The organism is Caballeronia glebae (genome assembly GCF_001545035.1).
In the GTDB taxonomy this organism is placed as follows: domain Bacteria; phylum Pseudomonadota; class Gammaproteobacteria; order Burkholderiales; family Burkholderiaceae; genus Caballeronia; species Caballeronia glebae.
Genome location: NZ_FCOJ02000017.1, coordinates 52,659 through 79,045, shown reverse-complemented (window position 1 = coordinate 79,045; position 26,387 = coordinate 52,659). Strand labels below are relative to the sequence as shown.

The following is a 26,387-nucleotide window of genomic DNA, read 5'->3' as shown; positions in this document are numbered from 1 at the left end:
ATGACGATCCTCTATAAGGCCGACCCCGAACGCGGCAGGCAATGGGCTGGGCATTTCGCGCAAAAAGCGCCCGACGTGCCGTTCCGCGTATGGCCCGATATCGGCGATGCGAACGCCGTTCGTTATCTCGCCGCATGGCAGCCGCCCGCCGATGTCATGCGCACATTCCCGAATCTCGAAGTGATCTTCTCGGTCGGCGCGGGCATCGATCAGTTCGATCTGTCCGGCGTGCCGCCGCATGTCGCGGTCGTGCGCATGACCGAGCCGGGCATCGTCGAAGGCATGGTCGAGTATGTGACGCAGGCCGTGCTCACGATTCATCGCGATCTCTTCGATTACGCCGCGCAGCAACGCGAACGCGTGTGGCGCGAGCTGCCCGTTCGCGCGGCTTCGACGCGTCGTGTAGGCGTGCTCGGCCTCGGCATGCTCGGCACAGCCGTGCTGAAAACGCTGCGTTCGTTCGGCTTCGATTGCGCGGGCTGGAGCCGTTCGGCGCATGAGATCGAAGGCGTCGAATGTCATGCGGGCGTCGAGTCGCTCGATGCGTTTCTCGCGCGCACCGATGTCCTCGTGTGCCTGCTGCCGCTCACCGATTCGACGCGCGGTCTCATCGACAAGCGCGTGTTCGGGCTCTTGCCGAAGGGCGCTTCGTTCATCAACGTCGGGCGCGGTCCGCAGGTGATTCAACAGGATCTGCTCGATGCGCTCGACAGCGGCCATCTGCATGCCGCCATTCTCGACGTCACCGATCCCGAGCCGTTGCCGCCCGAGCATGCGTTCTGGACGCATCCGCGCGTGCGCCTGAGCCCGCATATCGCCAGCGCGACGCGGCCCGAAACAGCCGTCGAAATGGTGCTGGAGAATCTGCGCCGTCATCGCGCGGGAGAGCGCATGATCGGCGAGATCGACCGCGCGCGCGGTTACTGAGCCGCCTCGCGGACCTCGCAGCACAAAATGCTGCGAGCACCCCGTAAAACGCCGCGAATTTGCTTTTTGGCGATTTTTTTGGCGATGCGCGCGATACGGTTCTGCCGATAGTATGAAACGGTCAAGAGCCATTCCGCCCCCTTCGCGAAGAGAGAGCCGCATTATGTCGATCAAGTCGCTTGTCGAGTCCGACCGTAAGCATCTGATTCATCCCGTCGTCAGTTATCGCGCGCATGAAGCGCGCGGCGTCACCGTGCTCGATTCCGCCGACGGCGTATTCCTGCGCGATATCGAAGGCCGCGAACTGCTCGACGCCTTCTCCGGCCTGTGGTGCGTGAACACGGGTTATGGACACGCGAGCATCGTCGAAGCCGCCGCGAAGCAGATGGCGAAACTGCCCTACGCCACGGGTTATTTTCACTTCGGCTCCGAGCCCGCGATCGAACTGGCCGCGAAGCTCGTCGAGCTTGCGCCCGCGTCGCTGCAACACGTGTACTTCACGCTCGGCGGCTCGGATGCCGTCGATTCCGCGCTGCGCTTCATCACGCACTACTACAACGCGACGGGCCGGCCGTCGAAGAAGCATTTCATCGCGCTGCAACGCGGTTATCACGGTTCGTCCTCGATCGGCGCGGGACTGACCGCGCTGCCCGCGTTCCATCGCAACTTCGACTTGCCGCTACCGACGCAGCATCACATTGCGTCGCCGTATGCGTATCGCAACGATTACGCCGATGACACCGCGCTCATCGCGGCTTCGGTGCAGGCGCTGGAAGCCAAGGTCGCGGAGCTGGGCGCGGACAACGTCGCCGCATTCTTCTGCGAGCCGATTCAAGGATCGGGCGGCGTGATCGTGCCGCCTTTCGGCTGGCTGAAGGCGATGCGCGAAGCGTGCCGCAAGCTCGATATCCTCTTCGTCGCGGATGAAGTCATTACCGGCTTCGGCCGCACGGGACCGCTCTTCGCATGCGAAGGCGAAGGCGTCGAGCCGGATCTTATGACGGTCGCCAAGGGACTCACCGCGGGCTATGCGCCGATGGGCGCGGTGCTCATGTCCGATGCGGTCTATCAAGGTATCGCGGATGGCGGCGATGTGTCCGCGGCCATCGGTCATGGTCATACGTATTCGGCGCATCCGGTGAGCGCGGCTATCGGCCTCGAAGTCATGCGGCTCTATCACGAAGGCGGCCTGCTCGCGAATGCCCAGGCGCAGGCGCCGCGTTTCGCGCAAGGGCTCGATGCGTTGCTGGATCATCCGCTCGTCGGCGATTCGCGGCATCGCGGCTTGCTCGGCGCGCTCGAACTCGTCGCCGATAAGAACAGCAAGCAGGGTTTCGATGCATCGCTCAAACTGCCCGACCGCATCGCTGCAGCGGCTTATGGAAACGGCCTCGTATTTCGCGCGTTCGGCGATAACATTCTCGGCTTCGCGCCGGCGCTCTGCTATACCGAAGCTAACTTCGACATGCTGTTCGAGCGGCTCAGGAAGACACTCGACGATGTACTCGCGCAAAGCGACGTGCGCGACGCGCTGAAAGGCGGATCAGGTTTCAGTTCCCGCGCGGCTGCGTGATAACATCGACCGACCGCCGACATGCGAGACCGAACCCGCCGCGATGAGCACCGACAGCAAGCTGGACCGAATCGATCTGCGTATCCTCTCGCAATTGCAGAAACGCGGGCGCATCACGAACGTGGAGCTCGCGGATGCGGTCGGCCTGTCGCCCAGCCCTTGCCTGATTCGTGTGAAGCGGCTGGAGAAAGCGGGTTATATAGTCGGTTATGGCGCGCAGATTCAGCTCGAAAAGCTCGGCGACGTGCAGGTGGTCTTCACCGAAGTCACGCTCGCCGATCATCGCCGCGAAGACTTCATCAAGTTCGTGAATGCGGTGAAAGATGTCGACGAGATCGTCGAATGTCATCTCGCGAGCGGCGGCTACGACTATCTGCTCAAGTTCGTCACGCGCAGCGTAAGTCACTATCAAAGCATTATCGAAGGGCTGCTGGAGCGCGGCATCGGCATCGAAAAGTACTTCAGCTACGTCATCATCAAGACGTCGTTCGTGAAGACGCACTATCCGCTCGAAACGCTCTTCTCGCAGAACCATCACTGAGGCGCGCGCCTCTAACTCTTTTGCCTCGAACGGACGCACGCGCCTTCTGCACGCGCGTGCTTTTTATCGTCGATCATTTTCACGCGGAGTAGCACATGTCCAGCAAATATCGTATTGCCGTGATTCCGGGCGACGGCATCGGCGTCGAAGTCATGCCCGAAGCATTGCGCGCGCTCGACGCCGTGAGCAAGCGCTTCGATATCGAACTGGAGTACCGGCATATCGAGTGGGCGAGTTGCGACTACTACGCGCAACACGGCCAGATGATGCCCGACGACTGGAAGGCGCAACTGCAAGACGCCGATGCCATTCTATTCGGCGCGGTCGGCTGGCCCGACACGGTTCCGGACCATATCTCGCTGTGGGGCTCGTTGCTCAAATTCCGGCGCGAGTTCGATCAATACATCAACTTGCGTCCCGCGCGCCTCTTCGACGGCGTGCCCTCGCCGCTCGCGAATCGCAAGGCGGGCGATATCGACTTCATGATCGTGCGCGAGAACACCGAAGGCGAGTATTCGTCGGTCGGCGGCACGATGTTCGAGGGCACCGAGCGCGAGTTCGTATCGCAGACGTCGATCTTCACGCGCAAGGGCGCCGAGCGCGTATTGAAGTTTGCGTTCGACCTGGCGCAAAAGCGCGAGAAGAAAATCACGGTCGCCACGAAGAGCAACGGCATTTCGATCAGCATGCCGTGGTGGGACGCGCGCGCCGCCGAAATCGCCGCGCAATATCCCGAGATCAAATGGGACAAGCAGCACATCGACATTCTGTGCGCGCGCTTCGTGTTGAGCCCCGATCGCTTCGATGTGGTCGTCGCGACCAACCTCTTCGGCGACATTCTTTCGGACCTGGGTCCGGCATGCACGGGCACGATCGGCATCGCACCTTCGGCGAACATGAATCCGGAGCGCAACTTCCCGTCGCTGTTCGAACCGGTGCATGGCTCGGCGCCGGATATCGCCGGCAAGGGCATCGCCAATCCGGTCGCGATGATCTGGTCGGCCGCGATGATGCTCGACTTCCTCGGCGAACGCGACGCGCACGACGCGATGCTCGCCGCGATCTCGGCCGTATTGAAGGAAGGCCCGCATACCGGCGATCTCGGCGGCAAGGCAAAGACGGCGGAAGTCGGCGCGGCCATCGCGCAAATGCTCGCCTGACTTTTCTGGAGACATCATGACGCAACGATACGAACTCGGCGACCTGATTCGCGCCGACAATTTCATCGACGGTAAATGGGTTGCCGCCGCAAGCGGCCAACGTTTCGCCGTCACCGATCCCGCAACCGGCGAAGTCGTCGCGCAAGTGGCCGACAGCGGTCCCGCCGATGCCCGCGCCGCCACCGATGCCGCCGCGCGCGCTTTCCCCGCGTGGCGCGACACGCTGCCGAAGGATCGCGCGGCCGTGCTGCATCGCTGGCATGCGCTGATCGTCGAGAACGCGGATGCGCTCGGACGTCTCATCTCGCTCGAACAAGGCAAGCCGTTCGCGGAAGGCCGCGGCGAAGTGATGTACGGCGCGTCCTACGTCGCATGGTTCGCGGACGAAGCCACGCGCATTTACGGCGACATCATTCCGCAGCAGCAGCGTGGCAAGCGCATGAGCGCGGTGAAGGAACCGGTGGGTATCGTCGCGGCCATCACGCCGTGGAATTTCCCGCTCGCGATGATCGCGCGCAAGATCGCGCCTGCGCTCGCGGCGGGTTGCACCGTCGTGGGCAAACCGGCCGAAGACACGCCACTCACGGCGCTCGCTCTCGTCATGCTCGCGCACGAAGCGGGCGTGCCGGCGGGCGCGCTGAATCTGATCGTCGCATCGCGCGAGAACGCGCAGGACGCGGTCGCCGACTGGCTCGAAGACGGCCGTGTGCGCAAGATCACCTTCACCGGCTCGACGCCGGTCGGCAAGTACCTCGCGCGCGAGTCGGCGGGCACGTTGAAGAAGCTGTCGCTGGAACTCGGCGGCAATGCACCCTTCATCGTATTCGACGACGCCGATCTCGATGCCGCCGTCACGGGCCTCATGGCGTCGAAATTCCGCAATGGCGGACAGACCTGCGTGTGCCCGAATCGCGTGTACGTGCAGTCGGCCGTGTACGACAAGTTCGCCGATCTGCTGGCGAAGCGCGTCGCCGCATTGATAGTTGCACCTGCAACTAATGCCGATGCGCAGATCGGCCCGATGATCAACGCGCGCGCGGTAGAGAAGATCGAGCGTCATGTGAACGACGCCTTGAAGCGCGGCGCACGCGCGCTCACGGGCGGCAAGCGGCTTACCGAACTCGGCCCCAACTACTACGCGCCGACCGTGCTCGCCAACGCCACGCCCGACATGCAACTGAGTTGCGAAGAAACCTTCGGCCCGGTCGTGCCGCTCTTTCGTTTCGACGACGAAGCCGAAGCGATCCGCGTCGCGAACGACACGCCGTTCGGCCTCGCCGCGTATTTCTACAGCCAGAACCTGAAGCGCATCGACCGCGTTTCGCGTCTGCTCGAAGCGGGTCTCGTCGGCATCAACGAAGGCGCGATTTCGAGCGAGGCCGCGCCGTTCGGCGGCGTCAAGGAATCGGGCTATGGACGCGAAGGCTCGAAGTACGGCCTCGACGATTACCTCTCGATCAAATATCTCTGCCAGGGCGGTCTCGAATGAGCGCGCATTTGAACGCATACCCGATCGAGATCACGTTCCCCGATATCGGCGCGCATGCGTCGGGCAACGCGGGCGTGCCGTATGTGCATACGTTCGATTCGGGCGTCGACGGAGCGCATGTGATGATCAACGCGCTCACGCACGGCAACGAAGTAAGCGGCGCGATCGTCGTCGATGCATTGCTGCGTGCCCGGCTGCGCCCGCGACGCGGCAAGCTCACGCTCGCGTTCGCGAACGTCGACGCCTACGCGCGTTTCGATGCGAGCACGCCCGATGCGTCGCGCTTCGTCGATCAGGACTTCAATCGCGTATGGACCGCGCAAGCGCTCGACGACGCGTCGCGCGATTCGAGCGAGTTGCGCCGCGCCCGTGCAATGCGGCCCGTGATCGATACCGTGGATCTGTTGCTCGATCTTCATTCGATGCATGAGAGGAGCAAGCCGTTGATCGTCGCGGGGCCGCTCGATAAAGGCATCGACTTGTCGGTGAAGCTCGGCACGCCCGCCACCGTGATTTGCGACGAAGGCCATCCCGAAGGCCGGCGCATGCGCGATTACGAAGGCTTCGGCGATCCTTCAAGCAGCAAGAACGCGTTGCTCATCGAATGCGGCCAGCACTGGGAAGCGAATGCGGTAACGGTCGCACGCGATGTGACCGCGCGCTTTCTTCGGCTGTCGGGCGTGATCGACGAGGAAGATCTTCCCGCCGGCTGGATTCAGCCATCGCCGCAAGAGATGCTCGTCGTGCGCGTGACCGAACCGGTCGTCGCGAAGAGCATGGACTTCCGTTTCGCCGATGCCTACACCGGCCTCGAAGTGTTTCCCGAAGCGGGCAGCGTGATCGGCTGGTCGGAGGGCGTTGCGGTCAAGACGCCCTATGACGATTGCATGCTCGTGATGCCGTCGCTGCGACAGTTGCGGCCGGGCGTGACGGTCGTGCGTTTCGGCAAGATCGAACGGCGCATTCAATCCACTTAAAGGCGAGCGATGAAAGTTCAGCAGATCAGGCAGAGCATTGCTATTGAAGGACTGGAAGACTGGGGCACGGCCGGACTTCCGGGCACGCAGGACATAAAGATATCGGGCGTGCAGAAAGTTATCCCGGGAAGCGAGGCGATCGATACCGGCGTATTCGAATGCACGCCGGGTACTTATCGGCGTTCGGTGAAAGAGGCCGAAGTCATGCATTTTCTGTTGGGCAGCGGCCGCTTCACGCCCGATGGCGAAGATACGATCCACTTCACCGGCGGCGATACGCTCTTCTTCGCAGCGAACACCGAAGGTACATGGGAAGTCGATCAGACCATGCGCAAGGTCTACGTGATCTTCTAAAGGCGACAGGACGTGGCCATTGCACTGACATAACATCAGGTCATGGTCACTCCAACAATTCCGGCGTTGCCCCCGCGTATTTGACTCAATATATTTGTAGGGTCTGTTCACCTATAAAACGGCCATGCGTTGCCCCATAAAGGGCCGATCGCAAGGAATGCGACGAAGCGAATATCGGGAATATTGCAAGGAGCATGACGCCGCGAGCGGCCCTTTATGGGGCAACCCCTGACCAAAAATTCAATTTGGGGGAACGCCCGAAATCGGCCGTATTGCGGCGTCGCGCGTCGCTTGTTTGGGGCGGCCAAACGGCGCGACGCGCTCCTTGCACAGCAGCCGATTTCGGGCGTTCGCATGGCCGTTTTATAGGTGAACAGATCCTACTCATGCGCGCCGTCCCCGCCTTCGCTCGAAGCCGGACGGGACCGCGATCTGCAGGACGTCCACTGCTTCAATCTTGTCGAGGAAAACGCCGTGATGAAGATTGCAAGGTTCCGCTGTCCGCACTTTTCCGTTCGCCCGCTGGCCATGACATTGCTGCTGTGCATCGCGGGCACGACTTCCGCGTTCGCGGCGGGCAAGATCACGTTCGTATCGCAAGGCGGCGCGTATCAGGAAGCGCAGACCAAGGCGATTCTCGATCCTGCCGCGAAAGAGCTGGGCATTACGATCAATCAGGACAGCATTCCGGATGCGTGGCCGCAGATCAAGGCGCAAGGCGCGACCGGCAAGCCGATCTGGGACGTCGTCGATACCCCGACGTCGAACTGCTTGCGCGGCGGACGAGAAGGCCTGCTCGAAAAGCTCGACTTCTCGAAGATCCCCAACGCCGCCAGCATTCCGGAACAATATCGCACGCCGTATTCAGTGGCGTACGAGTTCTATTCGACGGTCATCGGCTATAACAAGAAGACGCTGAAGAAAGTGCCGCAAAGCTGGAAAGACTTCTGGGACGTAAAGAACTTCCCTGGCACGCGCGCGCTGCGCAACGATCCGATGACCGTGCTCGAAGCCGCGCTGCTCGCGGACGGCGTGCCGCGCGACAAGCTTTATCCGCTCGACGTGGATCGTGCGTTCAAGAAGCTCGAAGAGATCAAGCCGAATGTCACGGTATGGTGGACCTCGGGTGGACAGTCGGCCCAATTGCTGCACGATGGCGAAGTCGACATGACCATGATCTGGAACGGTCGCGCGAGCGCCGTGATGAAGGACAATCCGGACGTCGCCTTTACGTTCAACGACGGCATTCTGCAGAACACGCAGCTCTGCATTCTGAAGAACGCGCCGAACATGAACGATGCCGTGCGCTTTCTAAACGCGGCCGTATCGCCGCAATTGCAGGCGAATCTGCCGCTTTATATCGATTACGGTCCCGGCAATCCGGCCGCATTCAAGACCGGCAAGATCACCGACAAGCGCGCATCCGAACTGCCGAGCGCGCCCGCGAATGCCGCGAAGCAGGCGCTGCTGTCGGAGGAATGGTGGGCCTCCGAGCCTGGCGTTCAGGCGAAGGCGCGCTGGCTCAAGTTCATGCAATGACGCCTGCGTGTTCGACTTTCTGATTCTGGGCGGCGGCTCGGCCGGCTGTGTGCTGGCCGCGCGCCTTTCCGAAGATGCGCACGCAACGGTGTGTCTCGTCGAAGCGGGCCGCGATATCTCCGCGCGCACGATGCCCGATGCCATTCGCAGCCGCTATCCGGGCCGCGCGTATCTCGACACGCGCAACATCTGGCGGACCTTGAAGGCGCGCATGAGCGAACGCGTTGCGACGCGGCGCTATGAACAGGCGCGGCTTTTAGGCGGCGGCTCCGCCATCAATGCGCTGATGGCCAATCGCGGTTCGCCATCCGATTACGATGAATGGGAAACGCTCGGCGCCGATGGCTGGAACTGGCAAGCGTGCCTTCCCTACTTTCGCAAACTCGAAACGGATTGCGATTTTCAAGGCCCGTTGCACGGCGACGATGGTCCGTTGCGCATTCAACGCACCGCATCGCCGCGCATTTCTCCGTTCGTGCGCGGGGTGCTCGGCTCACTCGCCGAGCGCGGCCATGCCTTGCACGACGATCAGAACGGGCCTTGGGAAGACGGCACGTTCATCGGTTCGATCGCGGTAAGCGCGAAGGGCGAACGCATCCCGACTTCCGTGTGCTATCTCGACGACGCCGCGCGCGCACGCAGCAATCTGACGATACGCACCGGCGAAGTCGTCGAGCGCATTCTGTTCGATGGCAAACGCGCGGTCGGCGCGCGCATCGTTCGCGCCGATGGCACGCGTGAAGACTTGCGGGCGCGTCGCGTGATCGTATCGGCGGGTGCTATTCACAGTCCCGCATTGCTGATGAGAAGCGGCATCGGCCCCGGCGACGAACTCGCCGCGCTCGGCATCGACGTGGTGGCGGATCGCGCGGGCGTCGGGCGCAATCTGATGGAGCATCCGTCGATTGCCGTGTCCGCGTTCTTGCCGCGCGCCGCACGCACGCCGTTTCCCGACGAACATCATGAGCAGGCGATCGTGCGCTTCTCGTCGGGCCTCGCGAATACCGTTCAAGGTGACATGCACGGCGCGATCCTGTCGCGCTCGGGCTGGCATTCGGTGGGTTATCGGCTGGGCACGATCTTCTTCTGGGTCAACAAATCTTATTCGCGCGGGCGCGTGACGCTTGCATCCGCAAGTGCATTCGATGAACCCAGCGTCGATTTCGCGATGCTCTCCGATTCCCGCGATCTCGAACGGCTCAAGCTCGCGTTGCGTTTCGGCGCTTCCATTCTCGCGTCGCCTTCGATGGACGCACGTCGCGATGTGATCTTTGCGTCGAGCTATTCACCGCGCGTGGCGGCGGTGGCCGTGCCGGGGAAATGGAATGCGCTGCAGCGCGGCACGTTGAGCGCGTTGCTCGATATCGCCGGACCGCTGCGCGGCGCGTTGATCAAAAGCGTCGTGACGCAGGGCATTACCATCGACGAATTGCTTTCCGACGATAGCGCGATGACGCAGTTCGTCATGCGCAATGTCGGCGGCACGTGGCATCCATCGGGGACGTGCCGCATGGGTTCTTCGAAGGACCCGCTGGCCGTGACCGATGCACGCGGCGCGGTGCATGGCGTCGAAGGCCTGCACGTATGCGACGCATCGCTGATGCCGTCGATTCCATGCGCCAATACGAACGTGCCGACGATCATGATCGCGGAACGCCTGGCTGATACGCTGCGCGGCGCGGTCCCGGGCAAACAGGAACCGGCCTCGCAAGCTGTGAACTACGCGCCGTAACCCACGATTCCCTTCACTTCGAGAAACGCTTCCAGCCCCCACTCGCCGTACTCGCGCCCGTTGCCCGACTGCTTATAGCCGCCGAACGGCGAGCCCGGGTCCCACGCCGGATAGTTCACGTAGACACTGCTCGCGCGCATTCTCATCGCAACGCGCCGCGCACGTTCCTGATCGCCGGATTGCACATAAGCCGCCAATCCATAGGGCGTGTCGTTTGCAATGTCGATCGCTTCTTCTTCATCGCGATACGGCATGATCGCGAGCACCGGCCCGAAGATTTCCTCGCGCGCGATGGTCATCGACGGATTCACGTTCGCGAACACGGTCGGCTTCACGAAGTAGCCGCGTTCGAATCCATCGGGGCGTCCCGCGCCGCCCGCAACCAATGCAGCGCCCTCTTCTATGCCGATATCGATCAGCCTTTGCACGCGGCCGAACTGCACGTCGCTTACGACCGGGCCCATCGTCGTCGCCGGATCGCTGGCCGGTCCAACGCGATGCTTTTGCGCCGCGCGCAACGCGATGCCGACCGCTTCATCGTGACGCGATGCGGGCACGAGCATGCGCGTCGGCGCGTTGCACGATTGACCGCTATTGCTGAAGCATGAATTCACGCCAGCGGTAACGGCGGCTTCGAAATCGGCATCGTCGAGCAGGATGTTCGCCGACTTGCCGCCGAGTTCCTGATGCACGCGCTTCACCGTCGGCGCGGCCAGCTTCGCGATTTCGATGCCCGCGCGCGTCGATCCGGTGAACGACACCATATCGACATCCGGATGCGCGCTCAACGCGGCGCCGACCGTCGGACCATCGCCGTTGACAAGATTGAACACGCCTTTGGGCACGCCCGCCGCATCGACGATTTCCGCGAAGAGCACGGCGTTCATCGGCGATACTTCGCTCGGCTTCAACACCACCGTGCATCCCGCCGCGAGCGCCGGCGCGACCTTGCAGACGATCTGATTGATCGGCCAGTTCCACGGCGTGATGAGCGCGGCCACGCCCACGGGTTCGTGATTGACGAGCGTCGTGCCCTTCCTGCGCTGCCACGGGAAGTTTTCTACCGTGCGCAAGGTCTCTTCGATATGCCGCTTGCCGAGCGCGGCCTGCCACGCATGCGCGAGCTTCGTTGGCGCGCCGATCTCGCGCGAGATGACGTCGGCCATTTCGTCGTAACGCGCGACATACGCTTCGAGCAGGCGCTTCAACAGCGCGACGCGCTCCTCCACGCTCGTCTGCGAAAACGATGCAAACGCACGCCGCGCCGCCGCGACCGCGCGATCGACATCGCGCGCATCGCCTAGCGCGACTTCGCCGATAACTTCTTCAGTCGACGGATCGATAACCGGCATACGCGTGTTGCCCGACGGTTCGACCCATTCACCATCGATATAGAACTGCTGTAGATGTCGCATAACTTTTGATTTAAAAGATTCAGGCTCGCGCCGCCGCCGAAGAACGCCGGCTCACGACGACGATCATCACGAGGCACAAGGTCAACGCCGTCAGCATCGTGCTAATGGCGGCGATAGTCGGATCGATTTCATCGCGCAACGTGACGAACATACGACGCGTGAGCGTCTGATTGTTGCCGCCCGAAATGAAGAGCGCAACCACGGTTTCATCGAGCGCCTGAATGAACACGAACACGGCGCCGGAAATCACGCTCGCTTTTATCTGCGGCAACGTCACCGCCATGAACGCGCGAAAGCGATTCATGCCGAGACTGCGCGCAACCATCTCCTGCGTGCGATCGAACGTGCGCAAATCCGCGCCGACGGAAATCAGCACATATGGCAGACCGAGCATCGTATCCGCGATGACGAGACCGCCGAGCGTATTCACATAGCCCATCTGCGTGAAGACGAAGAACACGCCCACCGCGACGATGATGATCGGCACCATCAACGGCAGCATCAGCAAGGTGCGCAAATACCGCAAGGACCAGTGCGATCCGTACTGGATGCCGTATGCCGCCGCAATGCCGAGCGGCGTGGCGATAAGGGCCGCGCACGTCGATGCCGCGAAGGTGGTCTTGGCCGCATCGATCCACGCGGGGTTATCGAAGAACGCGTGATACCAGCGCCACGAATAAGCCGGCGGCGGAAACGTCAGGAAGCGCGCATCGGAGAAAGACAGCGGCACGACGATAACCACGGGAATCATCAGAAACGCGAGTATCAGCATGACCGATGCACCGAGCGTCACGCGGCCAAGCGATATGGAATGCCTCATTTGCATCATTTCGCTCCCAGCGTCTTTTCGAGCGGAATCACGCGGCTCACGCCATAGAAGATCGCGAACACGCAGATGAGCAGCACCACGCTCACCGAGCTTGCCGCGCCCCAACTGTTGTAGATCTCGACGTTGCGGCTCACGATCATCGAGACCATCATCGACTTGCCGCCGCCCATCAGTTCGGGCGTGATATAGAAGCCGAGGCACAGCACGAAGACGAGCGTAACGCCCGCGAGCACGCCGCTCATCGACAGCGGCAGAAACACGCGCAAGAACACGTGCAGCGGCGAACCGCCGAGGCTCGCGCCCGCCTGCGAAAGATTCGGCGGAATCTTCTGCATCGCGGAGTAAAGCGGCAGCACCATGAACGGCAAAAGAATGTGCACCATCGCGATGATCGTGCCGAACTGGTTATACGAAAGCTGCAACGGGCGCTCGATCAGGCCCATGCCGAGCAGCGACTTGTTGATGAGCCCCGTGCGCTGCAAGAGCACGAGCCACGCATACGTGCGCACGAGCACACTGGTCCAGAAAGGCAGGATGACCATGCCGAGCACGAGCGCGCTCCATCGCGGCGATATCGATGCCGCGAAATACGCAACCGGATAGCCGAGCAGCAGCGTAACGGCTGTCACGATGAGACTGAGCTTGAAGGTCAGCAGAAACGTGTCGAGATACGCGCCCGTGAAAACGCGTCTGTAGTTCACGAGCGAGAACACGCCGTCGTGATAGAACGATTGCCACGACAACCACGCGAGCGGCACGACGAGCAGCACGACCACCACGAACAACGCGGGCGCCATCAACATCAGCATTGCGCGGTCTTCGCGACGCTGATGGCGCACCGATGGATCGATCGTCGCTGTCTGCATCGCGGGGCTGTCCTGGAGAATCCGTTTCGCTGTCGTCATCATGCACCTACGGCGTCGAGAAACTGATACCACGCGGCGACGAGTCTCACACCCGGCGCGCGCAACGCATGAAACGGCACGGGCCGCAAACCGTCCTGCGCGAGCAACGCGAGTTCCGGCCTTTCGCCCAACGCGAGCGCCGCGGCGTGCTGGCCGATCAGACTTGCCATCGCGACGCCCGCGCCGTTGTAGCCGAGGCAGAAGGTGGTCGCATCGTCGCTGCGTCCCACGTGCGGCAGCGCGTTGAAGGTCATGCCGACATAACCCGACCAGCGATATTCCACCGGCACGTCGCGCAGTTGCGGAAAGAGCGCGACCATCGCGCGTTGCAGCGCATCGAATCCGGTCGGCTCGCCTTCCTTGCCGAACGCGTCGCGACCGCCGAACAGCATGCGCCCATCGACCTTGCGGAACCACTTCATCATGCGGCGCGTTTCGGTGTAGCTGCGGCGATTGATCATCAATTGCGCATCGAGTTCCGGCGATAAACGCGCGGTCGCGATCATCGCGCTCCTGAACGGCACGACCTCGCGATGATACGAAGCCGTGGCCTCGGTCAGATTCGAATACGCGTTCGTCGCGACGATGACCTGCTTCGCGCGCACCGTGCCGCCGGGCGCTCTCAAGAGCACGCGGCCGTCTTGCGCGCGCGACATCTCGATGACAGGCGTCGCTTCGAAGATGGGCACGCCGCGCACGGTCAAAGCCGCCGCGATGCCGCGCACGTATTCGAGCGGCAGGATCGTGCCCGCGTCCGCGCTCAACACGCCGCCGACGAAGCTCTTCGAGCCCGTTTCGTGTTCCACTTCGGCGCTCGACTGCACGGTCATCGAGGTATCGCCGAGCGTCGTGCGAACCCAGTCCGCTTCGGCGCATATCGATTCCAACGCGCGTTGCGTATGCGCGCAACGCAGGCTGCCCGTGTGCTCGAATTGCGCGCGTTCGAGCTTGAACTCGTCGATGAACGCCTCGACGGTGCGCACGCCTTCATGCGCGAGCCGATGCATGCGCTTCGCGACATCGACGCCATGCGCACTGGCGATCGCCGGAAACGACAGACGAAACTTCGACGACACTACGCCGCCATTTCGCCCGCTCGCACCCCAGCCGACAGGATTCGCATCGAGCACCGCGCATTCGACGCCGCGCTTTTGCAGCGCATACGCGGCGCTCAAGCCCGAATACCCCGCGCCGACGATCGCCACCTCGACATCGAGATCGCGTGCGAGCGGCGAGCCCGTGCTCACCGGAGCGTCCATCGCGGAGGCGGGCGCGCGCGCGGCCATCGCCCGCCATAGCGATTCGGGTTGCGGGCGCGCAGGTGTCGTCGGGGCGCGCATGTTATGCGGCGGCGCGCACTTCGTCGTCGACGGCGTCCGCGAGCTCGGCGAGCGTCGCGAACTTCCAGGTCGGCGTCGTCACGGCCTCGGGCACGGGCGTCGCGCCGAAACCCTTCATGCCCTGACGCCGCTCGATCCAGCACGTCGAATAACCGAGCTTCGTCGCAATGCCGATGTCGTGATACTGGCTCTGCGCCGTATGCAGAATCTCGCCGAACTTGTAGCCGAATGCGCCCTGACGTCCGCGGTTATAGGCGAAGAATTGCGGATCGGGTTTCGCAACGCCCGTTTCATCGCAGCAGACGCTATCGTCGAACGGATCGCCGAGCGTGTGGGCATATGCCGACAACGCGACGCGATCCGCATTGGTCATTGCGACGAGGCGAAAGTGCTTGCGCAAGCGCTTCAATGCAGTGACCGAGTCTTCGAATGCGGGCCATTCGAGCACATCGCGCTGGAATGCCGCGGCGGATTGCGCGTCGTCGGACAAGCCGAGTTTGCTCGCGAGATGCAGATACACGTTCGCCATTTCATGACTCGACCGGCCCGGATGCTTCGCGCGCCCTTCCATGTACGGCTCGAAGATCTGATCGTCGGTCAGGTCCTTCGCCTTCGGTCCGCCCAGCCGGCGCACGGAATCGAGCACGCCCTTTTCGAAGTTGATCAGCGTGCCGACGACATCGAACGTCAGGACCTTGAAATCGGTGAGATTCATTGCTTCATCCTTTGCGGGTTGCGTATCTACGTTTGCGGTCGAAATCGCCCGTGCACGGGCGGTGAGAGGAAATCAGGCCGACACGACGATCGTGTCTTGCGGATCGAGCGCGACGGTCATCGACGCGCCCGGCGCGGGAATGCGCTTGCGTGCTTCGTGGCTGCCGGGCTGGCGCAGACTGATCGGCGTGCCGTCGGCGAGCGCGGCGAACACACGCAGGCTCTCGCCTTGATAAAGCACTTCGGTCACGCGGCACGACAGGCGGTTCGTATGCGCATGAGGGTTGTCGCCGTCGATGACGAGCTTTTCGGTCTGCACCGCGAGCAGCAACTTTTCGCCGCGCGGCAACGGATGCGCGGTGCGCAGAATCGTATCGCCGAGACGCACGGCATCGTCGCCGGCGCGCGTGACGTCGAGCATCGTCGCTTCGCCGATGAAGCTCGCGACGAACGCATCGCAAGGGCGGTCATACAGGCGCTCCGGCGTATCGATCTGCACGAGCCTGCCGTCTTTCAACACGGCGACGCGATCGCTCATCGTGAGCGCCTCGCGCTGATCGTGCGTTACGTTGACGATGGTCGCGCCGAGCTGGCGATGCAGCCTGCGCAATTCGATCTGCATGGTCTCGCGCAATTGCTTGTCGAGCGCGGACAAAGGCTCGTCCATCAGGATCAGTTGCGGTTGAAACACCATCGCGCGAGCGAGCGCCACGCGTTGCTTCTGTCCGCCGGAAAGCTGATGAATGCCGCGACTTTCATAACCTGTTAGCTCGACCATCGCGAGTGCTTCGGCGACGCGCTTCGCCCACGTCGATTTCGGCTCGCGACGCGCGCGCAACGAGAACGCGACGTTCTCGCCCACGGTCATATGCGGAAAGAGCGCGTAGTTCTGAAACACGATGCCGATATCGCGCTTGTGCGGCGGCGCAAATGTAATGTCGCGCTCGCCCACCCACACGCTGCCCGAACTCGGCTGCACGAAGCCGCCGAGAATGCCGAGCAGCGTCGTCTTGCCCGAACCCGAAGGCCCGAGCAGCGAAACGAATTCGCCCGGCGCGATATCGAGCGAGACGTCATCGAGCGCCGTTACCGCGCCGTAGTGCTTGGTCGCGGATCTTATCGACACTCCGGTTTTAGCGCGTGCGTCCATGTCGTTCGTCTCGTCGAAAATAGAGCGGTTGGGAAAATACTAAGTCGCGATGTTTTTGACGGCAATTCCAAAATTGTTGGATCGGGCATAACATGAAGTCATGCCAAACCTTCGCAAGAAACTGCCGAGCGCCAATGCGCTTTTCGTGTTCGAAGCGGCCGCGCGCTGCGGTAATTTCACGCGCGCCGCGCAAGAGCTTTATGTGAGTCAACCCGCGGTCAGCCGCATGCTCGCGCGCATGGAAGACCATATCGGCGTGCGGCTTTTCGAGCGCGTGCGCGGCGGCATCGAACTCACGGAAAACGGCGAGATTCTTTATCGCAAGATTTCCGAGGGCTTTAGCGGCATCGAGAGTGCGATCCGCGAAATCGAGGCACGCGCGACGGGCGTCGAAACAGTCACGCTCTCCGTGTCGACCGGCTTCACCACGCATTGGCTCATGCCGCGCATGAGCCGCCTGAACGAAGCGTTTCCTTCCGTCGATTTGCGATTTCAATTGATATCGGGGCGTATCGGCGGACCGCTCGTCGATGTCGATCTGGGCATGCGTTTTGTGCACGATGAAGAGATCGACGAGCATGCCGTGCTCGTGATGCCCGAAATGCTTTTGCCGCTTTGCAATCCGCGTTATCACGAACTCGCGCAGACGGATGCGGCGCGCGCGCACGGCGATACGGTCATCGTGATGGATGACGAGGAACGCGGCTGGCACGAGCGTTTTCATGCGTTCGCTTCAAAGGAGCGTCATGCGGCAGGTATGTTGCGTTTCAACGATTACGCAATCGTCGTGCAGGCTGCCTTGCTCGGGCAAGGCATCGCGCTCGGCTGGCTGAACGTGACGTCGCATTGGCTCGCGCAAGGCGCGCTCGTGCCGGCCGAAGAGGAATTGCTCGTCACGAGCCGGCGTTGTTGTCTGCTCACGCCGCCGAACAAACCAATGCGGCCCATCGTCGCCAGCGTGCGCGAATGGATTATTCAGGAAGCGTTAAGCGACATGCGCATTGTCGAAAGCCAATACCCGCGGCTGGGTTTGCGCGACGCGCTTGCCCAGACCGGCGTCGAACTCGGCTGAACGCGCTTTCCTGCGCGCGCGCTCGACGAAAGCACTCGGCGTCATGCCGCACAAGCGCTTGAAATGCCGCGCCAGATGACTCTGATCGAAGAAGCCCACTTCGCTCGCGACGACCGATCCCGGCACGCCGGCAAGCAACAAGGTCTGCGCGCGCCGCACGCGCAACTCGCACAGGTACTTGTACGGCGAAAGCCCGAATCGCTCGCGAAACACGGTAGCGAAGCGCGATACGCTCAGCGCCGAGAGATCCGCGAGTTGCGCGAGGCTCACGGTCTTGTCGAAATTGGCTTCGATATAGGCAAGCGCGTCGAGCAGATTGGCCTGGCTCATGGCGAAGTCTCGGATGTGGCCGATTCCGCGTGCGTCGGCGAAGCGCGCTGAAATCGTCTGATGGAAAACGACGAGAGATCGATGGGCGTGCTTCCCGTATCGAGCAATTCGGCAAGCGTTTCGCCCACGCCCGGTCCGATCTGAAAACCCGATCCGCTGAAGCCGAACGCGTAGAACAGGCCATCGGCTTTCGAACTCGGGCCGATCACCGGCTCCGAATCCGGCAGATAACTTTCCACGCCGCTCCACACGCGAATCACGTGTAGCGGGCGCAATGCGGGCACCATGCGGCGGAACTGCGCCATCTGCGCGATGGTGTTCCCGGGCAGCACGGATGCGCGTCTCGTGTCGGCATCGGCAGGACCGGGCGTGCCACCGCCGAGCACGATATTGCCGCGCTCGACCTGCCGGAAATAAACGCTTTCTTCCTTGACCGACGTGTAGACGCCCATCGAAAACTTGAAGACGTATGGCACGGGTTCGGTGACGGCCATTTGCGGACCGCGCGCGACGAGCGGCACGGGTTCATCGAATTGCTTCGATAGCGTGTTGGCCCACGCGCCCGCGCAAATCAGCACTTGCTGGGCGCGATACACGTCGCCCGTCGCGCTTTCCACGCGAAAGCCGTCCGCTTCCTTTTCTACGCGCACCACTTCCGTGTTCTCGACGATGCGCGCACCGAGTCGCGCCGCCGCACGCCCGAACGCGGGCGCGGCGAGACGCGGATTCGCGTGGCCGTCGAGCGGCGAGATGGATGCGGCGAGCACGTCGCGGCCGAGAAAAGGAAAGCGTTGGAACATGGCCGCGCCGTCGAGCACTTCGAGATCGAGGCCGTAGGCGCGCGCATCGGCGGCATAGCGATGAAAGTACTCCGCGTCATGCGCGTGATAGCACACGCGCGTATGTCCCGATGGCAGGAACTCGATATCTTCGCCGAGCAGTTCGCGCGAATGCCGCCATGTTTGCAGCGCGCGATTCGACATCGCGAGTTGTTCCAGCGCGCGGCCTTGTCGACGCACGCCGCCGAAGTTCACGCCGCTCGCCTGCTGTCCCGTCAGACCGCGTTCGAGCAGAATCACGGAACGATTGCGGCGGCGCAAGAAGAAAGCGGTCGTCGTGCCGACGATGCCGCCGCCGATCACGATCACATCGGCGCGCTCGTTCATTCGCTCGTCTCCAGGTCCTGGTGCGGCGCGAGCGCCATCGGCAGAGGTTTGACCGGCGCCTGCCCGCGCAGACGGCCGACCGCTTCGAGAGGCACGCGCGCTTCGGCCGCGATAACTTCCGCGCCCGCGTGCGCGCAGAAACGCCCCTGGCATCGGCCCATGCCGACGCGAGAAAATGCCTTCGCGCGATTCGCTTCCTTCGCGCCCATGTCGTTCACGACGCGTCGCAAGTCGCCCGCCGTAATCGCTTCGCAACGGCACACGATGGTTTCATCGGGCAATGCGGCGGCGAAACGCGCGGGCCACGGAAATGCGGTGCGCAAGCCGGAAGCAAAACGTGTGAAGTGATTTAGTTGCGTACGCAACTTGTCGGCTTCGGCTTCGTTACGCGTCATGCCGATGTCCTTCAACACGGCGAGCGCTGCGAGACGTCCCGCGCGCTCGGCGGCATCGGCGCCGCGCACGCGCGCGCCATCGCCCGCGAGATAGACGTCTTTCACGTTGCTGCGGCCGTCTTGATCGGCGATGGGAAGCCATTGTTGCAGCGCCTGATCGAAGCGGAATTCGCAGCCCGCGAGATCGGCGAGTTGCGTTTCGGAGCGCAAGTGATAGCCGAGCGCGACGGCATCGCATGCCACGTTCAGCATCGCGCCATCGGCTTGCCGGACGCGCACGCCTTGCACGCCACGCTCGGGCGTGCCTTGAATCTCGACCGGCGTGATGCCGCGATGAATCGGCACACGCGCCTCTTTCAGCACGCGCATCAACGCAATGCCTTTCTTCAACGTCGAAGGAATCGCGAGCAACTGCGGCAACGCGCGAAGGCGCTGCGCGAGCGTCGATGTATCGAGCACGGCGGCGACCGTCGCGCCCGCCTTCGCGTATTGCGCGGCGACGAGATAGAGCAACGGGCCGGTGCCCATCATCACGACGCGCGAGCCGATCGCGCAGCCCTGCGATTTCAGCGCGACCTGCGCACCGCCCAGGCTATAAGCGCCCGCGTGATGCCAGCCGGGAACAGGCATCAGTCGATCGGTTGCGCCGCTGCAGATGATGAGCGCATCGAACGCGATTCTGCGATGGCGCGCGCCGCTTACCGTGTGCACCGCATTCGGCTCGATGTTCCACACGAGCGTGTCGGGCACGTAGTCGATCTTCGGTCGCAAGGCATCGAACGATTCATGCAATGCGCGCGCGCGTGGCGCTTCGGTGCCGTACAAAGTCTCATACGTGCGCGAGAATCCGTCCGGCTGACGACGATAGATCTGCCCGCCGTCGCGCCTGCTTTCATCGATGACGACGGGACGCAAGCCCGCTTCGACCAGCGCCTGCGCCGCGCGCACGCCCGCCGGCCCCGCGCCGATCACGATTACAGTCGCGGCCATACGCCCTCCTGTGCGCGTGCAAGACGCGTGACGATCGACATGCCTTCGGCGGCTGGCGTCGTGCATGCGCGCAAGCGCTCTCCGTGTTCCGTCCACACCCAGCAGTCCTGGCACGCGCCCATCACGCAAAAGCCCGCGCGCCGGCCGTCGCCGAACTCCGAATCGCGCAGGTCTTCCTGCGAAGTGAGCAACGCGACCATCAGCGTGTCGCCTTCGGCTGCGAGCGCGCGTCTGCCGTCGATGACGATCTCGAATGTCTTGCGCCCTTTCTCGGCGACTCTCACGAAGCGTCCGCTCATGCCGTCACCGTTTCCATCGACTGCATGCGCGCGAGATCGTCGGCGCTGTGATGACATAAGATCTGCGCGCCCGATGGCAAGGTCTTCTTCGCGGGCGGCGTGATGTTGCACTTGCCGTCGATGCGCGCAGCGCAACGCGAACGGAAGCTGCATAGCTCGGGCGCATCGCTTTCCGGACCGAGCACGGGCAGCGCGCCGAGCGCCATCGCGCGACGCGAATCGAGCCAGCCGGGACGCAGCGCGGGCACGGAATCGACGAGCAAACCCGTGTATGGGTGATACGGCGGATGCGACAGCGCATCGCGCTGGCCCGCTTCGACGCACTGACCCGCATACAGCACGATGACTTCATCGCAAATGGCGCGCACCGTCGAGATGTCGTGGCTGATGAACATGTACGACACGTTCAACTCGCGGCGCAATTCCGCGAGCAGATCGAGAATGGCCGCGCCGACGACCGTATCGAGCGCGGAGGTCACTTCGTCGCAAAGAATGAGTTCGGGTTTGGCCGCGAGCGCACGCGCGAGATTCACGCGCTGCTTCTGTCCGCCCGACAAACCGCCCGGCTGACGCTTCGCAATCGACGCAGGCAACTTCACGAGATCGAGCAGTTCCAGCATGCGCTTTTGCGCCGCCGCGCCGCGCAGACCGTGATAGAAGTTCATCGGCCGCGCGAGAATGTCGGCGATGGTGCGGCTCGGGTTCAACGCGGTATCCGCGTTTTGAAACACGATCTGCACGCGACGATATTGATCCAGCGTGCGTTGAGACAACTTCGCGGGCAAGGACTTGCCGTCGAGCAGCACGTCGCCGTGCGCGCGATCGACCAGGCCCGCGATCACGCGCGCGAGCGTGGTCTTGCCCGAGCCAGATTCGCCGATCACGCCGAGCGTGGTGCCGCGCGCGATCTTCAGGCTCACGTCGTCGAGCACGCGCACGGCGGGCACGCCGTTCGCATCGACGCGTCCATAGCCCGCGCTCAGATTGCGGATTTCGAGCAGCGGGACGTCGCGCGTTTCATCGGGCGTCGTGAGTTCCAGTTCGGGACGGCGCGTCGCCGCGAGCAATTGACGCGTGTAGTCGTCGACGGGCGCATCGAGCACTTGCACGGTCGTGCCGTTCTCGCGCACGCGTCCGCCGTTCAACACGACGATGCGATCGGCCATCTGCGCGACGACCGCGAGATCGTGCGATACGTAGACAGCCGTCGTGCCCAGCTCGCGCACCACGCCCTTGAATGCGGCGAGCACTTCGATCTGCGTGGTCACGTCGAGCGCGGTGGTCGGTTCATCGAACACGACGACAGCCGGATCGGTGATCAACGCCATCGCCGCCATCAGACGCTGCAACTGGCCGCCCGATACCTGATGCGGATAACGATCGCCGATAGTTTCGGGATTCGGCAACGCAAGCGACCGAAAGAGATCGATAGCTTTCTGACGCGCGACGGCGGGCGTCATGAGCTTGTGCAGCAGCGCGGGCTCGATGACCTGATCCATGATCGTGCGCGCCGGATTGAAGCCCGCCGACGCGCTCTGCGCGACATACGCGACCCTGCGGGCACGCAATGCGCGACGGCCCTTCGAATCGAGCGACAACACGTCCGTGTCGCCGATCTTCACCGAGCCGCCCGCGATCGAGCAACCGCCGCGCGCATGACCGAGCAGCGCGAGCGCGATGGTCGTCTTGCCCGAGCCCGACTCGCCAATCAGCGCGAGCACTTCGCCCTTCTTCACCGTGAAGTCCACGCCCTTCACGATCTCGACGACGGGGTCCGGCGCCGTGCCCGCGACCACGCGCAAGCCTTTCACTTCGATCATGTTCATTGGGCGCCTCCATGTGAACGCGCGCTATGACGACGCAAGCTGTCGATGAGCAGATTCACGCCGACGGTCAGCGTCGCGATGGCGACCGCCGGCATCAGCACCGCGGGCGCGCCTTCCGAAAGCCCGCCGATGTTCTCGCGCACGAGCGAGCCCCAGTCCGCGTTCGGCGGCTGCACGCCGAGACCGAGGAAGCTCAGGCCCGAGAGCAACAGCACGATAAAGACGAAGCGCAGGCCGAAGTCCGCGAGCATCGGGTGAATCATGTTGGGCAGCACTTCGACGCGTGCGATGTAGAAGAGCTTTTCGCCGCGCGCCTTCGCTACCTGCACGTATTCGAGCGTCATGATGTTCACCGCGAGCGAGCGCGAAATCCGGAACGCGCCGGGAATGTAGGCGAGCGCGGCGACCATCGTCAGCATCGGGATGGACGAGCCGAACGCGGCGATCACGACGAGCGCGAGAATCTTGCTCGGGATCGAGATGAGCGCATCGAACAGACGGCTCAGCACTTCATCGACCCAGCGTCCCGACACGGCGGCCACGAGACCGAAGAACGTGCCGATGACGCTCGCGGCCACCGTCGCGGCGAGCGCGAGACCGACCGTGTACTGCGTGCCGTAGAGAATGCGGCTCAGCATGTCGCGGCCGAGATAATCGGTGCCGAGCAGATGCGCTGGGCTATACGAGCCGAACACTTCCGTCGACGTGAATGCGCCGCCCTTGTACGGCGCGACGACCGGCCCGACGAAGGCGACCACGAGCCAGAACACGACGATGAACAGGCCGATCAGCCCCAGCACGGAAAAGCGGCTGACGAGGCGGCTCAGCAGGCCGCGCTTGACGACGACAGGCGCTTGTTCCTGCGGCGCATCGGCGGGCGGTTGATCGTATATCACGGTCGTGGCGTGAGAAGAAACGTTCCGATTCATCGTTGACGCAGCCTCGGGTTGGAGACGATCTGAGCCAGATCGGCGATGAGCACGAGCGCGAGATAGGCCGCGCAGAACACCATCACGCAGCCCTGCACGAGCGGCATGTCGCGATTGGTGACGGCATCGACCATGAGGCTCGCGAGACCGGGATAGTTGAAGATCGATTCGACGATCACCACGCCGCCGAAGAGATACGACAGCGACAGCGCGACCGCATTGGCAATCGGTCCGATGGTGTTCGGCAACACGTGCCGCAACACGATGCGCATGGGCGATGCGCCCTTGAGCAACGCCATTTCCACATACGACGCGTTGAGCTGGTCGAGCACGGCGGCGCGCGTCATGCGCGCCATCTGCGCAACGATCACGCAGCAGAGCGTCATCACGGGCATCGCATACGTGCGCACCAGCGCGCCGAACGACGACACGTCCGACAGATACGACAACGCGGGCAGCCAGCGCAGCTTCACCGCGAAGATCAGCACCGCGATGGTCGCGACGAGGAACTCGGGCACGGCGACGGTCGAAAGCGTGAGCACGTTGAGCACGCGATCGACGAGCGAGCCGCGATACATCGCCGAGAGAATGCCGATCAGAAGCGCGACCGGCACCGAGACGAGCGCGGTCAAACCGGCGAGCACGAGCGAATTAGGCAGGCGTGTCGAGATCAGTTCGCTGACCGGCAGATTGTTCGACAACGAGGTGCCGAAGTTGCCCGTCACCACATGCAGCAGCCATTGAAAATAACGCGTGACGGCGGGCTGATCGAGGCCGAACTGATGCCGCAGCGCCGTCACCTGTTCGGGCGTCGCTGCCTGACCGAGCGCCTGTTGCGCGGCGTCGCCCGGCAACAGGCCGGTGATGCCGAACACCACCATCGACACGATCAGCAGCGTGAGCAGCGCGAGGCCGAGGCGCGCTGCGACGAGTCGTTGCGCATGAGATTTCATCGGATAACGCCTCTTTCTCGTTGAAGGGTTGACCGCGCGCGCCGCCGGAAGACGGCGCGCGTCCCGCGTCAAAGCACGCTCATGCTTCGAGCCATACGTTCTCCGCGAACATCCAGCCCATCAGACCAGCGAGCGGAATACCGCCCAGGCCCTTCAGCTTCGTCGTATGCGCATCGAGCGAGCTCTGGAACATCGGAATGCCGATGCCGCCGTCCGTGTGCACGAGTTCCTGCATGTCGCCGTAGAGCTTCTTGCGCTTCGCATCGTCCGGCTCGCCACGCGCGGCGACGAGCAACTGGTCGAACTGCGCGTTCTTCCAGTTCGCTTCGTTCCACGGCGCATCGGATTTGAAGAACTGCGTGAAGATCACGTCCGCGCTCGGGCGTGCATTGATGTTGCCGAAGCCGAGCGGATGCTTCATCCAGTGATTCGACCAATAGCCGTCCGACGGTACGCGCATCACTTGCAGATTGATGCCCGCCTGCGGCGCGACCTGCTGCATCAACATGGCCATTTCGACGGAGCCTTCCGCCGCCGGCGATGCATACAGTTGAATCGGGGTGCTGCCGAGCTTCGCCTTCTGAAAGTGGAACTTGGCCTTGTCGGGATCGAAGGCGCGTTGCGGCAGGCCCGCCATGTAGTACTTGTTGCTCGGATCAATCGGCTGATCGTTGCCGATCGCGCCATAACCGCGAAAGATCGTCTTGCGCATCTGCTCGCGATCCATCAGGTACGTCATGCCGCGGCGGAAATCCGCATTGCCCGTGATGCCGCCATCGTCGCGCATGATGAGATCGGTGTACTGGCCCGTCTTCGTTTCAAGCACCGCGAAGCCCTGCGTGCCCTTGATGCGGTCGGTTGAACGCGCGCTCACCGCGTTGATGAGCTGCACGTCGCCCGACATGAGCGCATTCACGCGCGCGGGTTCGTCCGCGATGCCGATCAGCTCCACTTCGTCCAGATGCGGCATGCCCGGCTTCCAGTACTTCTCGTTGCGCACGCCGACCGTGCGCACGCCCGGCGAGAATTCCTTCACCTTGAACGGACCCGTGCCGACCGCCGTCTTGAAGTCCGTCGTGCCGTCCTTGATGATGAGAAAGTGCGAGTCGGCGAGAATCACCGGCAAGTCGGCGTTCGCGCCCGACAGCGTGATCGTGAGTTCGTTCGGTCCGGTCGCCTTCACTTCCTTGAACTGATCGGCGAGCGTCTTCGCTTTCGAGGCGACCGCCGGGTCCTTGTGGCGCATCAGCGAATAGATGACATCCTGCGGCGCAAGCGACTTGCCGTCGTGGAACTGAACGCCGCTGCGCAGCTTCACGACCCACACGGTCGCGTCTTTCGTTTCGAGCGATTCGGCCAGCGCCATCTTCGCGCCGAGATGATTGTCGAGCTCGGTGAGGCCGCTGTAGAACATGAACGCGCGCGCGTAGTCGGTGCCGAGCGCGCCCTTGGCGGGATCGAGCGTATCGGCGGCGGACGACGATTGCGTCGCCACGCGAATGCGTCCGCCCTGCTTCGGCTTGGCTTGCGCGAAAGCCGCGCCGCTCGCGGTGAGAAGCCCCGCGCCCGTCACCGACAGCAGTCCGCCCGCGGCCATCGCGCGAAGGACGTTGCGCCGCGACGCGCCACGATGCGTCAGTTCTTCGAGCCGTTTGCCGGCATCGGCGTGGGCAAGTGCTTCAGGCGATTTGTCGATGCTCATGAACTTCTCCGCGATAGGGGCTGTGGTTGTCCGACGGCTTGCTCATTGAATGAAGGCCGCCTGTCTTTGCTTCAGATACA

Annotated in this window: 24 protein-coding genes; 10 read left to right on the top strand and 14 right to left on the bottom strand. The window is 63.0% G+C overall.

All coding sequences use genetic code 11. From position 1 onward, the window contains the following. From AWB82_RS14155 to AWB82_RS14115, 9 genes are all read left to right on the top strand, one after another. Positions 1-927: a 2-hydroxyacid dehydrogenase gene (locus tag AWB82_RS14155; RefSeq protein ID WP_086968061.1), complete on the top strand. Its 927-nt coding sequence runs from the start codon at positions 1-3 to the stop codon at positions 925-927. Positions 928-1,090: 163 nt separating this feature from the next. Next, the gene (locus AWB82_RS14150; protein ID WP_086968059.1) at positions 1,091-2,500 is read left to right on the top strand and encodes an aspartate aminotransferase family protein; all 1,410 of its coding nucleotides are present in this window, start codon (positions 1,091-1,093) and stop codon (positions 2,498-2,500) included. Between the two features lie 43 nt (positions 2,501-2,543). Next, complete coding sequence (locus tag AWB82_RS14145) at positions 2,544-3,041, top strand: Lrp/AsnC family transcriptional regulator (protein WP_086968057.1); 498 nt, start codon at positions 2,544-2,546, stop codon at positions 3,039-3,041. 95 nt (positions 3,042-3,136) lie between these two features. After that, positions 3,137-4,201, top strand: a complete 1,065-nt coding sequence (locus AWB82_RS14140) for a tartrate dehydrogenase (protein WP_086968055.1) — start codon at positions 3,137-3,139, stop codon at positions 4,199-4,201. Between the two features lie 16 nt (positions 4,202-4,217). Continuing rightward, positions 4,218-5,690, top strand: coding sequence for an NAD-dependent succinate-semialdehyde dehydrogenase (locus AWB82_RS14135; RefSeq protein WP_086968053.1), 1,473 nt, complete (start codon positions 4,218-4,220; stop codon positions 5,688-5,690). Then, positions 5,687-6,667 (top strand): M14 family metallopeptidase, encoded by a 981-nt coding sequence (locus AWB82_RS14130; protein WP_086968051.1) that lies wholly within the window; start codon positions 5,687-5,689, stop codon positions 6,665-6,667. The genes AWB82_RS14135 and AWB82_RS14130 overlap by 4 nt, the downstream gene beginning before the upstream one ends. Positions 6,668-6,676: 9 nt before the next feature. Further along, complete coding sequence (locus tag AWB82_RS14125) at positions 6,677-7,021, top strand: cupin domain-containing protein (protein ID WP_086968049.1); 345 nt, start codon at positions 6,677-6,679, stop codon at positions 7,019-7,021. Positions 7,022-7,498: 477 nt separating this feature from the next. Next, positions 7,499-8,560: an ABC transporter substrate-binding protein gene (locus AWB82_RS14120; RefSeq protein ID WP_086968047.1), complete on the top strand. Its 1,062-nt coding sequence runs from the start codon at positions 7,499-7,501 to the stop codon at positions 8,558-8,560. A gap of 7 nt (positions 8,561-8,567) precedes the next feature. After that, positions 8,568-10,292 carry a GMC family oxidoreductase gene (locus AWB82_RS14115; protein ID WP_086968045.1) on the top strand — a complete coding sequence of 575 codons (1,725 nt, stop codon included), beginning with the start codon at positions 8,568-8,570 and terminating at the stop codon, positions 10,290-10,292. Here the strand turns inward: AWB82_RS14115 and AWB82_RS14110 are convergent. The 6 genes from AWB82_RS14110 to AWB82_RS14085 form a co-directional block, all read right to left on the bottom strand. Continuing rightward, positions 10,280-11,707 (bottom strand): aldehyde dehydrogenase family protein, encoded by a 1,428-nt coding sequence (locus AWB82_RS14110; protein WP_086968042.1) that lies wholly within the window; start codon positions 11,705-11,707, stop codon positions 10,280-10,282. The genes AWB82_RS14115 and AWB82_RS14110 overlap by 13 nt on opposite strands. A 19-nt stretch (positions 11,708-11,726) precedes the next feature. Then, positions 11,727-12,527, bottom strand: coding sequence for an ABC transporter permease (locus AWB82_RS14105; protein ID WP_086968143.1), 801 nt, complete (start codon positions 12,525-12,527; stop codon positions 11,727-11,729). Positions 12,528-12,532: 5 nt separating this feature from the next. Continuing rightward, complete coding sequence (locus AWB82_RS14100; RefSeq protein ID WP_235023279.1) at positions 12,533-13,402, bottom strand: ABC transporter permease; 870 nt, start codon at positions 13,400-13,402, stop codon at positions 12,533-12,535. A 38-nt stretch (positions 13,403-13,440) separates the two neighbouring features. Then, complete coding sequence (locus tag AWB82_RS14095; RefSeq protein WP_086968038.1) at positions 13,441-14,781, bottom strand: NAD(P)/FAD-dependent oxidoreductase; 1,341 nt, start codon at positions 14,779-14,781, stop codon at positions 13,441-13,443. Between the two features lies 1 nt (position 14,782). Beyond that, on the bottom strand, positions 14,783-15,496 hold the full coding sequence (locus AWB82_RS14090; RefSeq protein ID WP_086968036.1) for an HAD-IA family hydrolase: 714 nt from the start codon (positions 15,494-15,496) through the stop codon (positions 14,783-14,785). A 72-nt stretch (positions 15,497-15,568) separates the two neighbouring features. Further along, positions 15,569-16,645 (bottom strand): ABC transporter ATP-binding protein, encoded by a 1,077-nt coding sequence (locus AWB82_RS14085; RefSeq protein WP_086968033.1) that lies wholly within the window; start codon positions 16,643-16,645, stop codon positions 15,569-15,571. Between the two features lie 100 nt (positions 16,646-16,745). Here AWB82_RS14085 and AWB82_RS14080 point away from each other — a divergent pair, with 100 nt between their 5' ends. Next, positions 16,746-17,717 carry a LysR family transcriptional regulator gene (locus AWB82_RS14080; RefSeq protein ID WP_086968032.1) on the top strand — a complete coding sequence of 324 codons (972 nt, stop codon included), beginning with the start codon at positions 16,746-16,748 and terminating at the stop codon, positions 17,715-17,717. On the opposite strand, the gene AWB82_RS14075 is transcribed toward AWB82_RS14080, so the two are convergent. The 8 genes from AWB82_RS14075 to AWB82_RS14040 form a co-directional block, all read right to left on the bottom strand. After that, positions 17,631-18,047: a helix-turn-helix domain-containing protein gene (locus AWB82_RS14075; RefSeq protein WP_086968030.1), complete on the bottom strand. Its 417-nt coding sequence runs from the start codon at positions 18,045-18,047 to the stop codon at positions 17,631-17,633. The two genes, AWB82_RS14080 and AWB82_RS14075, sit on opposite strands and share 87 nt — an antisense overlap. After that, on the bottom strand, positions 18,044-19,213 hold the full coding sequence (locus tag AWB82_RS14070) for an NAD(P)/FAD-dependent oxidoreductase (RefSeq protein WP_086968029.1): 1,170 nt from the start codon (positions 19,211-19,213) through the stop codon (positions 18,044-18,046). The genes AWB82_RS14075 and AWB82_RS14070 overlap by 4 nt, the downstream gene beginning before the upstream one ends. Further along, entirely contained in the window at positions 19,210-20,598 is a 1,389-nt protein-coding gene (locus AWB82_RS14065) for an FAD/NAD(P)-dependent oxidoreductase (protein ID WP_086968027.1), read from the bottom strand. The genes AWB82_RS14070 and AWB82_RS14065 overlap by 4 nt, the downstream gene beginning before the upstream one ends. Beyond that, positions 20,583-20,897 (bottom strand): (2Fe-2S)-binding protein, encoded by a 315-nt coding sequence (locus AWB82_RS14060; RefSeq protein ID WP_086968026.1) that lies wholly within the window; start codon positions 20,895-20,897, stop codon positions 20,583-20,585. The genes AWB82_RS14065 and AWB82_RS14060 overlap by 16 nt, the downstream gene beginning before the upstream one ends. Then, a complete protein-coding gene (locus AWB82_RS14055) occupies positions 20,894-22,723 on the bottom strand; it encodes an ABC transporter ATP-binding protein (RefSeq protein ID WP_086968024.1) in 1,830 nt (609 codons plus the stop codon). Before AWB82_RS14055 ends, AWB82_RS14060 begins: the two co-directional genes overlap by 4 nt. Then, the gene (locus tag AWB82_RS14050) at positions 22,720-23,652 is read right to left on the bottom strand and encodes an ABC transporter permease (RefSeq protein WP_086968022.1); all 933 of its coding nucleotides are present in this window, start codon (positions 23,650-23,652) and stop codon (positions 22,720-22,722) included. The genes AWB82_RS14055 and AWB82_RS14050 overlap by 4 nt, the downstream gene beginning before the upstream one ends. After that, entirely contained in the window at positions 23,649-24,605 is a 957-nt protein-coding gene (locus AWB82_RS14045) for an ABC transporter permease (protein WP_086968020.1), read from the bottom strand. Before AWB82_RS14045 ends, AWB82_RS14050 begins: the two co-directional genes overlap by 4 nt. A 79-nt stretch (positions 24,606-24,684) precedes the next feature. Then, positions 24,685-26,307, bottom strand: coding sequence for an ABC transporter substrate-binding protein (locus tag AWB82_RS14040; protein WP_086968018.1), 1,623 nt, complete (start codon positions 26,305-26,307; stop codon positions 24,685-24,687). Between the last annotated feature and the right edge of the window lie 80 nt (positions 26,308-26,387).

Coding starts and splice junctions, on each gene's coding strand:
- AWB82_RS14070 (WP_086968029.1), bottom strand. CDS start 19,213: ATGAACGAGCGCGCCGATGTGATCGTGATCGGCGGCGGCATCGTCGGC.
- AWB82_RS14120 (WP_086968047.1), top strand. CDS start 7,499: ATGAAGATTGCAAGGTTCCGCTGTCCGCACTTTTCCGTTCGCCCGCTG.
- AWB82_RS14050 (WP_086968022.1), bottom strand. CDS start 23,652: ATGAATCGGAACGTTTCTTCTCACGCCACGACCGTGATATACGATCAA.
- AWB82_RS14145 (WP_086968057.1), top strand. CDS start 2,544: ATGAGCACCGACAGCAAGCTGGACCGAATCGATCTGCGTATCCTCTCG.
- AWB82_RS14045 (WP_086968020.1), bottom strand. CDS start 24,605: ATGAAATCTCATGCGCAACGACTCGTCGCAGCGCGCCTCGGCCTCGCG.
- AWB82_RS14065 (WP_086968027.1), bottom strand. CDS start 20,598: ATGGCCGCGACTGTAATCGTGATCGGCGCGGGGCCGGCGGGCGTGCGC.
- AWB82_RS14095 (WP_086968038.1), bottom strand. CDS start 14,781: ATGCGCGCCCCGACGACACCTGCGCGCCCGCAACCCGAATCGCTATGG.
- AWB82_RS14150 (WP_086968059.1), top strand. CDS start 1,091: ATGTCGATCAAGTCGCTTGTCGAGTCCGACCGTAAGCATCTGATTCAT.
- AWB82_RS14105 (WP_086968143.1), bottom strand. CDS start 12,527: ATGAGGCATTCCATATCGCTTGGCCGCGTGACGCTCGGTGCATCGGTC.
- AWB82_RS14090 (WP_086968036.1), bottom strand. CDS start 15,496: ATGAATCTCACCGATTTCAAGGTCCTGACGTTCGATGTCGTCGGCACG.
- AWB82_RS14060 (WP_086968026.1), bottom strand. CDS start 20,897: ATGAGCGGACGCTTCGTGAGAGTCGCCGAGAAAGGGCGCAAGACATTC.
- AWB82_RS14040 (WP_086968018.1), bottom strand. CDS start 26,307: ATGAGCATCGACAAATCGCCTGAAGCACTTGCCCACGCCGATGCCGGC.
- AWB82_RS14100 (WP_235023279.1), bottom strand. CDS start 13,402: ATGCAGACAGCGACGATCGATCCATCGGTGCGCCATCAGCGTCGCGAA.
- AWB82_RS14140 (WP_086968055.1), top strand. CDS start 3,137: ATGTCCAGCAAATATCGTATTGCCGTGATTCCGGGCGACGGCATCGGC.
- AWB82_RS14155 (WP_086968061.1), top strand. CDS start 1: ATGACGATCCTCTATAAGGCCGACCCCGAACGCGGCAGGCAATGGGCT.
- AWB82_RS14125 (WP_086968049.1), top strand. CDS start 6,677: ATGAAAGTTCAGCAGATCAGGCAGAGCATTGCTATTGAAGGACTGGAA.
- AWB82_RS14075 (WP_086968030.1), bottom strand. CDS start 18,047: ATGAGCCAGGCCAATCTGCTCGACGCGCTTGCCTATATCGAAGCCAAT.
- AWB82_RS14055 (WP_086968024.1), bottom strand. CDS start 22,723: ATGAACATGATCGAAGTGAAAGGCTTGCGCGTGGTCGCGGGCACGGCG.
- AWB82_RS14110 (WP_086968042.1), bottom strand. CDS start 11,707: ATGCGACATCTACAGCAGTTCTATATCGATGGTGAATGGGTCGAACCG.
- AWB82_RS14135 (WP_086968053.1), top strand. CDS start 4,218: ATGACGCAACGATACGAACTCGGCGACCTGATTCGCGCCGACAATTTC.
- AWB82_RS14085 (WP_086968033.1), bottom strand. CDS start 16,645: ATGGACGCACGCGCTAAAACCGGAGTGTCGATAAGATCCGCGACCAAG.
- AWB82_RS14080 (WP_086968032.1), top strand. CDS start 16,746: ATGCCAAACCTTCGCAAGAAACTGCCGAGCGCCAATGCGCTTTTCGTG.
- AWB82_RS14130 (WP_086968051.1), top strand. CDS start 5,687: ATGAGCGCGCATTTGAACGCATACCCGATCGAGATCACGTTCCCCGAT.